The sequence below is a fragment of the Vibrio sp. 1727 genome, from assembly GCF_033344415.1.
Lineage (GTDB): Bacteria > Pseudomonadota > Gammaproteobacteria > Enterobacterales > Vibrionaceae > Vibrio > Vibrio alginolyticus.
This window is the reverse complement of record NZ_JAWPOT010000006.1, coordinates 1-12,101: the sequence shown is the minus strand read 5'-3', so window position 1 is coordinate 12,101 and position 12,101 is coordinate 1. Positions and strand designations below refer to the sequence as shown.

Annotated in this window: 11 protein-coding genes; 3 read left to right on the top strand and 8 right to left on the bottom strand. The window is 44.5% G+C overall.

The window, feature by feature from the left end:
* Positions 1-175: 175 nt before the first annotated feature.
* Entirely contained in the window at positions 176-1,057 is an 882-nt protein-coding gene (locus R8O10_RS07980; RefSeq protein ID WP_169644535.1) for a helix-turn-helix transcriptional regulator, read from the bottom strand.
* A 267-nt stretch (positions 1,058-1,324) separates the two neighbouring features.
* On the opposite strand from R8O10_RS07980, the gene R8O10_RS07975 reads away from it, so the two are divergent.
* Both R8O10_RS07975 and R8O10_RS07970 read left to right on the top strand, forming a co-directional pair.
* Positions 1,325-1,582, top strand: a complete 258-nt coding sequence (locus tag R8O10_RS07975) for a hypothetical protein (RefSeq protein ID WP_169644533.1) — start codon at positions 1,325-1,327, stop codon at positions 1,580-1,582.
* A gap of 296 nt (positions 1,583-1,878) precedes the next feature.
* Complete coding sequence (locus R8O10_RS07970) at positions 1,879-2,055, top strand: hypothetical protein (protein WP_019280745.1); 177 nt, start codon at positions 1,879-1,881, stop codon at positions 2,053-2,055.
* A 345-nt stretch (positions 2,056-2,400) separates the two neighbouring features.
* Here R8O10_RS07970 and R8O10_RS07965 read toward each other — a convergent pair whose 3' ends face one another.
* Positions 2,401-3,075, bottom strand: a complete 675-nt coding sequence (locus R8O10_RS07965; protein ID WP_025607861.1) for a hypothetical protein — start codon at positions 3,073-3,075, stop codon at positions 2,401-2,403.
* Positions 3,076-3,620: 545 nt separating this feature from the next.
* A complete protein-coding gene (locus tag R8O10_RS07960) occupies positions 3,621-4,340 on the bottom strand; it encodes a DNA polymerase (RefSeq protein WP_225492308.1) in 720 nt (239 codons plus the stop codon).
* 114 nt (positions 4,341-4,454) lie between these two features.
* Here R8O10_RS07960 and R8O10_RS07955 point away from each other — a divergent pair, with 114 nt between their 5' ends.
* On the top strand, positions 4,455-5,480 hold the full coding sequence (locus R8O10_RS07955; RefSeq protein ID WP_169643906.1) for a hypothetical protein: 1,026 nt from the start codon (positions 4,455-4,457) through the stop codon (positions 5,478-5,480).
* Positions 5,481-5,540: 60 nt separating this feature from the next.
* Here the strand turns inward: R8O10_RS07955 and R8O10_RS07950 are convergent, their stop codons facing one another.
* From R8O10_RS07950 to R8O10_RS07930, 5 genes are all read right to left on the bottom strand, one after another.
* Positions 5,541-7,583, bottom strand: a complete 2,043-nt coding sequence (locus R8O10_RS07950; RefSeq protein ID WP_213965039.1) for a DNA polymerase — start codon at positions 7,581-7,583, stop codon at positions 5,541-5,543.
* A gap of 66 nt (positions 7,584-7,649) precedes the next feature.
* Entirely contained in the window at positions 7,650-9,473 is a 1,824-nt protein-coding gene (locus R8O10_RS07945) for a helix-turn-helix transcriptional regulator (RefSeq protein ID WP_169643915.1), read from the bottom strand.
* A 2-nt stretch (positions 9,474-9,475) separates the two neighbouring features.
* On the bottom strand, positions 9,476-10,132 hold the full coding sequence (locus R8O10_RS07940) for a hypothetical protein (protein WP_169643909.1): 657 nt from the start codon (positions 10,130-10,132) through the stop codon (positions 9,476-9,478).
* Positions 10,133-10,261: 129 nt separating this feature from the next.
* Complete coding sequence (locus tag R8O10_RS07935; RefSeq protein ID WP_169643911.1) at positions 10,262-10,882, bottom strand: hypothetical protein; 621 nt, start codon at positions 10,880-10,882, stop codon at positions 10,262-10,264.
* A 143-nt stretch (positions 10,883-11,025) separates the two neighbouring features.
* Positions 11,026-11,589, bottom strand: a complete 564-nt coding sequence (locus R8O10_RS07930) for a hypothetical protein (RefSeq protein WP_169643913.1) — start codon at positions 11,587-11,589, stop codon at positions 11,026-11,028.
* Between the last annotated feature and the right edge of the window lie 512 nt (positions 11,590-12,101).

The following is a 12,101-nucleotide window of genomic DNA, read 5'->3' as shown; positions in this document are numbered from 1 at the left end:
TCAAGGGCTTTGTATGCGGAGCATGGAAAGACAAGAAAATGGCTCATACTGGAATGTTCAAGGCTAGGGCCGAGGAGTTGGGTAACTCGCGGCTTGATTATGTAGCGGGGTGTCTACGACGGAGATGTCAGCCAACACCAAGATTTAGACGGTGATTGACTAGGAACTGTGGCTTTTACATGACGGTGTTCAGGTAGATCTGAAGTTCTTGCTTCAACTGGTACCGCAACCAGTCGGGTGACAATACCTCTGCATCAGGAAGCCACGCCTTTAGCTGACGAAGCAAGTGTGGAATGTTATTGGTTTGGTTACAGGCTAATACGTCTCCGGAATCCAGTACTTTCAACATTCGAAAATCATGGTCGGTGCTTTCATTGAAGAAGGCATCGGCAATTCGTCCCCGAATCTGTATAACCACGTCAACAGGAGTTATTAACTCAACATCTGATCGCCAACCAGTGATGCTCTGCTCGACGTTAGTATCGGGAGAGTATTTGTCCTCATATCGGACTAACTCGGAAATTCTGGCAACTCTGAGTAAATCTAGGCGGTTTCTGTGTGCTCCGGCGAGATACCAGAGTCCTCTATCGTTCACCAACCGGTATGGGTGGAACTGATCATAGGCCTGTCCATCGCAGACAAAGCTGATTACGTGCCGTAGTTGAACCGATTCGATAAGTTTCTGGAACATAGAAGCGTTTTCGCTGATGTCTTCAATCCGTGGGTTCTTGAATAGAAACGGCGTCGTCGGTTTGTTGTTAAGCACTCCGTTACTCAGGTAGTGCTTGCCTGAAAACAGGGTGTCGAGTCCCATGTTGGCAAGTAATGTTGATATTTCGTGGTTAGTCTGCTTACCCAAGACTTTTGGATCAAGAAAATAACATGCACCTTCGCGTTGAATAGGGAGGTAATTTAATCGCTCATTGAAATCCCTCTGCAGGGTTCTTTCACTCACACCGAACTCTCGCCTCAATTCTTCCAGATATAGCCGTTCTCCCGTATTCAAACGGGTCAAAATAATACCAAGTCTTTTCGCTAGGGTGTCGTGTTCTTTCATGCTACGCATTTTAGATAGACCACTCGTCAGGGCATGTCGTGCTTTGAGAGAATCCGATTATTTCTAGCTAAACTTCATAAGGTTACTGATATTGCTATAGCTTTTATTGGTCGCCACAGCGTATGTCTGACAAGGCATATATAACTTGAGTGAAATTGATTCACTCGTCTCGACACTACCTGTCGATCACCCTCTTTAAACTATTAACCATTCTCGCTTTCGGTGCCTTTACCGATGGCGTCATGACGTATTCAAGGAAACAACACAATGAAAAAATCAATCATCCTGCTAGGTCTAACGTGTCTATTCGCTACCACATCATCATTCGCTGGCGGTACGCTCGGCGGTAATCCGGCTGACATTTCGAAGATAGAAAAATCCTGGAATGGGAAAGCAGGTAAACAAGTTTACTCTCAGTCTGGCCCACGTATTGAGTGGTATGCCGATGCCTGTGGAACCATGAATGGCAAAGTCATGGATGTGGCGAAATGCGGTCTAGATACCCCTAAAGGTAAAGCACAATAAGTTTCGTTGCGGAGCTTGGCTCAAGGTACATCGGTTTCGAATTGGACTCTCTAGGCCGAGGTATCAATGAGCTTCGCAACACCCCATTACTTCATCCAATAAACAATAAGGAGTCTTTATATGACGATTAAATCAATCACAACCCTAGTAACAACCTGTCCGGCATGCGGTGAGCGTGCTTATGATGATGGTAGCTGTCAGGTGTGTGGTCACTCTCACTAAGCAGTGTTACAAAAAATTAGAGGACCATGTTCTTTACTGAGCATGGTCCTTTTTCATATATAAAAGAGGCAAACATGCAAAGCAGAACCTTTTCACAATCGTCATCCCAATCCAAAAAGAACACAGGTATTCGTGCAGCGAAAATAGGTGCAGCTCTCGGAGCTAGGTACTATGGGGCCTACGGTGCTTTAGCTGGTGGAGTTGCTGGGTTTTTGATCGGTATTGTCGCCGACGAGGTTATAGATGATTGACTGAGCGCCAGAAGAGCAGGGGAGAACCCTCTGCTTTTTTTTGTTAAGGGGCAATGAGGCTCACAAAAGTGGACGTGTTTCCTTAGTAAATGACTCATTAAGGAATGTCGTCCACTTTCGTTCACGCAGTGATTACACTTGATTTTTGAGTTCTGAGTGTCTCCAAATTATTTTTGGACAGAAGTTACTTAGAGTTTCTACTTAAAGTAGCAAAACACGAATAACTTCAAGTATGGAAAATTCACTTAAGTTCAGTGTCCACTCTGACTGGAGCAGATCAAATTGAAGATATATCTGAGTCTGTACAACCATTCCCAAAAACTATACCTCTTCGTGGGCTAATATTTAGTTTGGAAAGTTTCTGATAAGCCGATATGTAATTTTGGTATTGTCGGCTTCCAAAACATCAATCACAGCGCCCTTATAACCAATTTGATTCGACTCACTTAGGTCATACTCTGCTTCATTATTAAAAGCTGGTCTTGCCATGTCATTGGAAAACTCACGGTAACTAATATTGATTTTATTTCCTACCTTACCGCTGTATATCAAAGTCTGTTGGAAACTGTCTTGGAACTGGGACATTTTCTTAGTGATAGTAAACTTACCATAAGCATCATCTACACAAGACTTCGCACCAAAGATGGTTACAAAACAAACTTCATTTTGTTGATTATTTTCTACGGCAATGCCCTGTATAGGGTCCGCTAATGCCGCTTTAATAACGCCAACAGGAGAGAAAAACTGTTGCTTGTTATCGTATCCGAGTTGATTGTAGTCACCCTGAGGTATGTCATACGCCAAACTTTTAATCATGCTTGATACGCGTAATACGCTCATTTCAGCCATTGTGCCTTTGCTAACCAAATGGTCTCCGACATAAGCTGTTTTAACTTCACCAACAGATGGATAGTCAACTTTAGTGACCGAGTTCGCTGGCGAACCATTGTATTGAACAGATGTACAGCCACCCAACGCAGCTAACGACAACCCTACTAAAAGTAATTTATTATTAAACATATAGTTCCTTTATTTTTAGCCCCATTGAACGGCATATAGTATACACACTTGATTGCATTTTAAAATAAACGTTATTCTTGAGGATAAAGTTAATCGCGGTATAACTTTTTGTATGGTGATACAAATATTCTGCTTTATTTCTCTGAAACTCGAACATTATTTCTCCACTATAGAATGCTTTTAACTCTTTTAGCAGCTTTTCATACTCCTATCATGCAGCCTTTCCAATCATAGTTCATTTGATAATCAATAGGTTAACGAGAGTTGTTGGATCTTAGATTACAAAATGACGCATAATTTTTAAATTGCTTACTTCGACGCGCCCTCGGAAAACTTTGGGTAAGGGGAACTTTCATCCAAGAGAAATTAATTAGCTTCAGTGATAACAAGAAAAGGGGGCATAAGTGTGCTAGGGAATTGGTACCACTAAGAGAGCTATCCAATCAACTAAGTATCGATTTGCCCACTAATCACTATTTGAGAAACAGAAAAAGTGGACACAAAACCTTAATACTAAATCCATTAGGCCTTGCGTCCAGTTCTGGTCATTTAGCTAGCCACACATCAAGTGTGTTCGGATCACCATCTTTGGTCCAACAATCTGGTTGGCTTATGTTGATATCGGCTCTTATCTTCAACTGAGGGTACATCTCCTGCACTACTTGGGTCATGATCTGTGCAGTTAACTCGCTGACTGCGCTTAGGTGTTTTTTCGGTGCTTCGAAAACAAAGGCATCGTGCATCGCAACGATCAATTTGGCGTCGTAACCTTTATACAATTGATGAAGTCGATTTCCGGCTGCTTTGAACAGTGCCGCAGCTGTACCTTGCACTGGCATGTTCACCATCCAGTTTTTCTCAGTATGGCCGCGCTTAGCGTCCAATTGGCGGTATCGGTGCAATCCCGTTGCAGTGCTTACATGGCCTCGCAGAGCGCCATACTGGGGCATTCTCTCAATGGCTTTTTGTAGTTCGGGAAACATCGATAGAAACTTATTCATCAGTTCCGAGGCCTTGTTGACACTGATATTGAGTTTTTTCGCTATTCCAATGCTGGTGATACCGTAAATTAGGCCAAGTGTGCATTGCTTCATGATGGATCGTTTCTCAGAATATTTTTCTTTGAAGGCCGACGAATCGCAGCTGCGGCATTCTGATTCTAACTCATCACAAAAGAACTCTTGCGCCATGGCTGTGTATAGATCGCCTTGGTTATACATCTTGACTAAGTTTGAGCCGCCATACACGCCAGCAGCAATCGCCACGGAGTTGGAGATACCACGTGGTTAAGAGTCTTTTAAAGTCATGTAATAGGATTGGTGGTCATTCCCAATTGCTGTACTATGCGCCTTTGATTTGGCTGGGAAAAGAGAGGGGCAATGGGTTACATAATCAGTAGCAGCGATCCAGATATTATTACTATGAAAAAGTTGTACGGAGATGATCTGGACGTATTCCATCCAAAACATAAAAGAACACACTTACCTGGAACAGAAGCGTACGGCTGGTCTCAGTTAGATCTGTTTTATGGATCCTTGATGAAGCTTTATCTTCGCCACTGTACTGAGCATTGCAAATTTTTGCTGAATGTGAGTGAGAGAAACTTCTCGATCGTGATGAATGTTCTTCCGAGACTTGTTGAGCATAGCCAGCAAGATGAGCGGCTGTATGAGCTGATAGGCAAAGCGTTGCGAAGCATCGATACCTTGGTATCAGATATGGTATCCAGTATTGAGTTTTCAGAAATAATGGCGCTTATTGACGAAGATGAACCGACAAAGCCATTTGTGCCGCCATATGAGCTTGCTTTAGAGAGAAGCAAAGAAAGTTGGTTTCAATTGACGCAGTACTGTGTTGATAAAGGGACCGTATCGGAGGTGACAAAAGATCTTACGTCAGATACGAAAATCCGAGGGCACCATGTTTTTGCAGTACTGGCGCTCAACTTGACTCACTTCCTGAAAGAGCATGAATCGTTATGGACCTTAAATCAAGCTAAGCGCTTGCTCCCTCTGATTTACTCTTTGATAGAGAAAGCTGAAGAAGAGCAAGTGCAGGAAAGATCAACGAAGAAGAAAAGACAGGTAAAGTGTCCCGATCTTTTCTTAGCTAACCAGCTTGGTAAGGCTGGGCGTAAAAAGAAGGCAGAGAGCACGACAGACAAACAAGACATGGAAAAAGTCTACCTGTCTCAGGAAACAGTTAAGCTGGTGTTCTTAAAAGGCTGGCTCTACCACATGACCAACGATGAAAAAGAGTATGCGCAAACACAGTTAGTGTATGAAATCATCGATAAATTTAATTTGTCAGATGGTCAGGGTGATAAATCAAAATCGGTAAATCGTTGGCTCAGCAAGATCAAAAAGCCAGGTGAATTACTAAAATATTACGCGGGTTCTGAATAGTCGTAATCAGATGCTAAAGGCTGATTGTGGGGGTAGCATTGCTAACCCCTCCATATACTGTTAACGCTCTGCAATCCAACGTTCAACACTGCCTGCATCCCCATCTTTAGTCCAGCAATGAGTGGCAGAGTCATTCAGGTCGATGCGTGGCTTGAGTTCAGGGAAGAATTCAACCACAGTCTGAATCATCACGTCGATTGTCAATCGTCCAACCTCTGGCATCTTGTCTAATGGGGCTTCGAAGATAAAGGCATCATGCATAGCCAAGATCAGCTTAGCACCATAGGGCTTGTAAAGTTGGTAGAGTCGATTCCCCGCGATCTTAAACAGAGCGGCAGCTGTTCCTTGAACAGGCATATTCACCATCCAGTTTGTCTCGTGGCGGCTTAGTGCACCGCTATTAGAACGGTGGCGATGTAATCCGGTACTGGTGCTCACACAACCCCGATATGCTGCTTGTTGTGGCGCGGTTTCCATCATGTGTTTCAGGGTAGGAAACATAGCTAGGAACCGATTCATCAACTGTTTGGCTTCGAGTTCTGATATCTCAAGACGGCTACCCAGTCCGAAGGGGGATAGGCCGTACAGAATACCGAGTACACATGTTTTCATGATATCCCGCTTGTCTTTGTGCTTATGCTTGAAAGTGTCGGAATCGCATTGCCGATCTTCGTCATCCAGGTCGTTGGCATAGAACTCCTGAGCCATGACTGTGTAGATATCCCCCGCGTTGAACTTAGCAATCAGATTCTTATCGCTGTAGACCGCAGCTGTGATGCCGACTTCAATCTGGGAATAGTCCGCTTCACCGATTCCATTTCCTGTCTTCGGGATGATGAGTGGGCGCATTGCGCCAGGTAGTCCGAGCAGGTTCGGGCTGGCACAAGATTGTCTCCCGGTTACGACTTCCAGCTGTTTGTGCTCTGGGTGCACGCGACTATCGGAACCGATAATAGTAGGCCGAAGCAGTATATCTCTCTCAATGGCTTGAACCTTGCTAAATTCAGCCAGTAGGCCGATAGCAGGGTGGATATGGGCCAGATCTTTCAATAGTTGTAACTTGAAGCTGTATTTGCCGCCCTTGTTAAAATGATCGAGTAAGTTGAGTTGACGGAAAAACGTTTCTTTTTGTTGGTGACTATTGGGATTGTCTAACCCCATTTGTGCCAGCTGACTTCTGAGCGCTTCCAGCTTAGGCGTACTGGCATTGAGCACAGCGTTGCATTTTTCCCGATCAACACTCACCCCATGCCACTCCATGGCTGCATTGGTGATGGTCCAGGGCATCTCCACCGTGATAAGGTGGTGGTAACTTCCCTGGAGGGTTAACTGCTGCATCTGAGAAAGGTAAAGCTTTGCTGCAACAATAGCGTCTTCAGCTGCATAGTGGATCTGCTCGCTGGTAAATTCTCCACTGTCATAGTCAATAAAGGAGTGCTGCAAGTCTGATTTCACCAAATTGAATCGGTGGTGAATATCATAGCGGCTCGCCACGGTATTCAATGCATAACGGATCCGATTGTTTTCAGCGTGCTCTGCTCTGGCGCAAATCTCTGCGTTCTCTGAATCAAATACCTGATCATTGTCAAACACATGCAGGCCCAGATATCGTGCTCTCTCGGCGATACAGGTGTCCCAGATAGTGCGAGGCTCAGTCAGACCCAGTTGCCAGAGACAATGTAACTCGGCTTTGGCATGGTGGGCGATATAGGTCGTGGGTAGATCAAGTAATGGCTGAAGTCGTTTCGTATCTTTGAGTTTAGTTAAATCAATAACATAATTGTGAAGATGCAACTGATTGCCTGTGTTGGTCATCAAAGTAACAGCCATCAATAGGGGTTGAATACTTCGGATATCCTGTTTTTGCTTGTTACCTCGAAGTGGGATTGCGAGGCGGCTGAACTTAAACTCAAAGTCTAGTGACACGCCGGTCAATGGCAACTGATGAGCTAGATGTATCAGATCTTCCAAGTCTTCTTGGGTTCCAATGTACGTCACCGCCGCTGAATCTAGTGGTGGCAGCATTGGCAATATAATAGCACTTTTCTTTGGCTCGAATTCGGCTTCGTTAAATCGTTTTGCTAGTGCGGGCAATAAATTCATAATCAATATTCTCTCTTGGAAACGTAGGGCCTCCGGGTGGCCAGCAACCCTATAAAAATGGTTTTATTAGGACTTTTGGCCACTCCAGTAGCGACGGACGGTGCGAACGCCTATACCCAACTGCTCAGCAACTTGCTTTTGTGTTAAGCTTTGTTGTTTAAGTTGCTGTATTTCTTGCTTTTTAGTACCAGTTGTTCGTGCGCGCTGACTATCAATGCCGAAGTGCTCGCGTATTTCTGCCAGATTGTTGAACTCAGCATCGTACTGATAGTTAGGGTGCGGATTGTTCTGGAAAGTAATAACCTCACATGGCGATGTGAAAGGACGCACTCGGCCTACAGCCTGTATCACGGTGCCCATTTCTAGGGTCTGCAACATCGGGTCAGTCAGTTGAGCTACATCGGTATATCGGTACTTATTGTCAGCAATGCGGGCATGACGGCGGCGAGGGTTCGGCAGTACTTTGATTTCCATTTCCAGCTGCTCATCACTGGCTCGCATGTCTTGTAGGGCATTCGCTAATATGGTTTTGGTAACGTAGTAGCTATTCAGACAGTAAGCACAGTCGAATTGCTCGAACTGGTTAATGCCAATTACACCGTAGTGGATGACTGGTATCTGAGTGATGGTGCCATTGGAATCGTATTCTTCGCCATCGACGATTTGAACATCATCTATACTACGGACGGTTAGCATCTCATTCAGCGTATCAATGCAATATTGCTTATGCTTTTTCTTTGAGATCAGCAGCACTCGTTTACCTTCCCGGATGCGCTTGAGAGTTAACTCAAGAAAAAAGTCCAATATCTGTGGGGAGTTCTTCAGGAAATGACCAGATGTACCCAGAGAAGAGGCAATATTCAGCCACTGAGTACCATCGCCTTTAAAGGCTGTGTCCTGATAGAAATTGTGAAAATTAAGCCCCAGCTTATGGTTCAGCAATGTTTCATGAGTCGTGCCGCTGTAGAGTAGAACATCGCAGTCCGCCGCAAGTGGTGTTGCAGAAAAGCGTATATCACCGAACTCGGTTTTCTCGCGTGAATCTAAAGGCGAATTCATCAGTGCTTGCAGGTCAAAGTGAATGTTGCGGAATTCTCCCGGCCAGTGGCGCTCCCCAATAGTAACCAGCTCTCGGATTTCCGTCGGATAGATCGAGGGCATAGACCATACGTCAGGCTCTCTCAGGTCATCTGTTGCTGCATTGAGTAGGCTTTGCAAGGCAAACACGCTGGCGGCCTTGCGCTTCTGAGAGATGTCTGATTCGCACAAACAGAAGATTAGGTTCGCTATTTCTTCTTGCGTGATAGTGCGGCTATATGGTGTTAGCGATACCGTCGCTTCATCAAAAATAACCAGTACATTCTGAGCTTCACACTTAGCTTTCATTCGAGCAATAAAATTCAAGTCATTTGTCAAATGGGCTTGGGTAGCGAAGAGCACTTGGGTGCCGCGCAAAACATCACCAAATTGATCTTTCCAGTGGCATTTCTCTTGATTAGGACATAAGGCGCAAATAGTGCGTTTACCAAGTATAGAAAGGCCACGCTGTTCATAGTCCGCCCAGTCAGCATTGCGCTGCTTACCGCACAGCTCTTTAGGACGCGGGCGGAGATTAGTGATTTTGATATTTTCAGGCGGGAACTGGATATAGTCGCGCTCATTGATGATAGCGCGAGTGGGGGCCAGCACGATGATCAAATCATACTGACCTGATTCTATGCCATATTCTATCACTTGATCCATATTGGTAGATTTACCCACACCTACCGCCCAGTTAATCAGCAGGTGAGGGTGCTTCTTAAGAAGTGACAGGACATAGAGACCATTATTTTCTTTTCTGAAACCAGCAAGCGCCATAGCGCTGCTGATTTGATTCAGAGACGAGTTCATTGTTAAGCCGCCGTGTAGCCATAACATTGAAGCATCACTTGGATACTCGGTATTGCTGCCAGCTCTTCGCTAGAACACTTCTGGAACACGTCGCTCAGTTTAAACTCCCCGTTAGCGTAGGCATTATTAAAAACTTCGATCTCTGACTGGCCCAGATCGATGTTCTCAGGTATCGGTTTTAAATCCACGGTATAGCTGTTACGGTGACGACTCATGAGTATCATCATTGGCTCTACAGCATCAAAAACTGGCAGGATTTGCGGCAGAGCTGCTTTGGGATGGGTAGCATCGGTGATTGCCAGAATCTCAACTTGACGAGAGCTGAAGTTAAATACAGGTAGCAGTAGGCGGTTGTATGCTTTGTTGCCAGCACGACATAGCGGGCAACCATTACCGTTACACAGGATGTAGCCTTTCTTCTCTGGCGTATCAATCCAGTGAATATTCACATCTTCATGCTCAACGGAAAAAGCCATGAAGGGAGTTGCGCTTTCGCCCACTCTTGCTTGTTCAAGTACGGTTTGGCTTGGCACGGTATTAGCGGCGGCACGATCTTTAAGTGTCTGGAGTTTCTTTTGTGTATCGTTTAATGATGCTTCCGGAGAAAGGGCACCAGATACGACAGTTGTGACAGCATTAGTTTGGATATTAGTGTTCATATTGAATCCTTCTAAACATAAAAATTTGTTGAATGGGGGCCTCTCTGGGGCCACCCGTAGAATGTAAATGGAATTGTGATTTCGTCCTATCAGAGTGTGTCTCACCCATTCCCACTGAGTGCTAATTCATTAAGCTTCAGCTGGTTGTGTAATCTTTGAGTGGTGTTGCTGACTGTAGTCGAGGTCATGTCGTACAGCGGTTACAATGTCAAAATGCAGTCCAAGGAGACGAGAAACCTCGGTTTGTTGGAGCTCTTCTTCATCCATGAACTCACCCCAGTAAGGCACGGTGATTTGATGTAATAGGCTTCCAAAGATGGCAAGCGTGCCTTCGACGGAATAGGACTTGCTTTCAATCAAATGTGAGAGAAAGTCGTATAGGAACTGCGGATATCCAGGCATTTGATAATCATAAGATGACCAGAACTCTTTATCTTCAAAGTGGATGCCTGCAAACTCTGAGTGCGCGTCGAGTTCTTCTGGAACTTCGAAATAGATGAGAAACTCACTGTCGATGAAATGATTTATGCGACGAGCGTTTTCTTCCTGATCATTCGTGAAAACATCTGAATTGTGACAAATACTAAAGGCACCTGGACCAATATTTTCTGCCCCGATAGATATTCGGTTTTTATTTGGGTTAATGCCCAGGTCTTCATTCGAGTAGAACGGGTCGGTGATAAGACCTAAATATGCCTCAACATAGGCTGTCAGTGGCTTCGGAATAATAGCTTGTACTGAATTGTTCATAATAAATCTCCGTGTTGTATTGGCCGCTTAATAACTTAAGCGGTGATTTCAGGGTGCAAGAGGCCGTCACCGATATTTCACGGCTAGTTGCTTAATTAATATGTGTTTATTTTTCGTGCGGTCTGAATAAACAGACTTAAGTGTTAGTCGCTTTGGTGTTGAAGTCTTACATCGTGGGCAATAGCTCTTTCGACATCAAAGTGGTCGCCCATCGTTCCGGCTAGTCCGGTATGAAATAACTCCTCTTGGTGGAATGTGATTGCACTGGTAATCGCACCAAATATTTCCAGCATAATGTCCAACGGAAGCGAAAGGTTGGAGCGAAGGTACTCATAAGCTTGGTACATCTGCAGAGGCAGTCCTTTGTTATTGTCAAAGTCGTACACGGCTTCAAATTCCGCAGGTTCTACACCCTCGAAGGTTACTTTAGTTGTCAGTATGTGGGTATTACCTACTAGATGTTCAGATTCTGTTCTGAAGTGATCGGTCAGTCTTAAGAAACGTTCGTGGTCATACTCTCCGTTAGTACAGATCAGCGACTCAGAGTTGTTAAAGGCCATGATCAGGCCGCCAAATTCAGAGTCTCCGTATGCGACCAGTTCTACAGTTTCATCTTGCTCGTTAACCAGAGAGTTTTCGTTACCAACCAGTAGGTTAGTCAGAATCTTAATATCTTTTTGGATGGAAGCTGGGATTCTGTTTTCCATGGTTTAGTCCTTATCAAATGTTTCAATATGTGAGCGAACTGCTCAGTCAGGAAGGATTATGTAGTCAGAGCCCAAAATAGGACAGGAAATAGAATCTCACGGATTCCCATAGAGTGGGTCTTGGGGCTATCTGGTTGATTTGTAATGTTATTTACGTAGCGTTTATGTCAGGTGGCGGGGACGTAAATACAGTAAAGTGGCCACGAAGCCTTTAAAAATAATATGTTAAAGGGTTGGTGGCCACTTGGTGAGTTCGAGGTCTGTGATCTGGCCTAGAAATCTGTTGTTGAATATGCGCTATGTTGTATTTATATCAAAATAACAAGCAATCAATAGGCTGGGTAAATGGAACAAATCTCAATAATTCACGTGGCTATCGCTGGTGCTGTCATCGTGGTGATACTTGCGCTTGTCAGTAGCAGAAAAGTAACACGAGGCTTTGTTGCTTAATTCGATGAGAAGACATGGTAGCCCCATGTTGTTCAGTTCTTAAACAACATACTGAGTTTCAG

Bases quoted from the DNA above. Each gene is read 5' to 3' on its own strand.
- R8O10_RS07980 (WP_169644535.1), bottom strand. From the start codon at position 1,057: ATGAAAGAACACGACACCCTAGCGAAAAGACTTGGTATTATTTTGACC.
- R8O10_RS07975 (WP_169644533.1), top strand. From the start codon at position 1,325: ATGAAAAAATCAATCATCCTGCTAGGTCTAACGTGTCTATTCGCTACC.
- R8O10_RS07970 (WP_019280745.1), top strand. From the start codon at position 1,879: ATGCAAAGCAGAACCTTTTCACAATCGTCATCCCAATCCAAAAAGAAC.
- R8O10_RS07965 (WP_025607861.1), bottom strand. From the start codon at position 3,075: ATGTTTAATAATAAATTACTTTTAGTAGGGTTGTCGTTAGCTGCGTTG.
- R8O10_RS07955 (WP_169643906.1), top strand. From the start codon at position 4,455: ATGGGTTACATAATCAGTAGCAGCGATCCAGATATTATTACTATGAAA.
- R8O10_RS07950 (WP_213965039.1), bottom strand. From the start codon at position 7,583: ATGAATTTATTGCCCGCACTAGCAAAACGATTTAACGAAGCCGAATTC.
- R8O10_RS07945 (WP_169643915.1), bottom strand. From the start codon at position 9,473: ATGAACTCGTCTCTGAATCAAATCAGCAGCGCTATGGCGCTTGCTGGT.
- R8O10_RS07940 (WP_169643909.1), bottom strand. From the start codon at position 10,132: ATGAACACTAATATCCAAACTAATGCTGTCACAACTGTCGTATCTGGT.
- R8O10_RS07935 (WP_169643911.1), bottom strand. From the start codon at position 10,882: ATGAACAATTCAGTACAAGCTATTATTCCGAAGCCACTGACAGCCTAT.
- R8O10_RS07930 (WP_169643913.1), bottom strand. From the start codon at position 11,589: ATGGAAAACAGAATCCCAGCTTCCATCCAAAAAGATATTAAGATTCTG.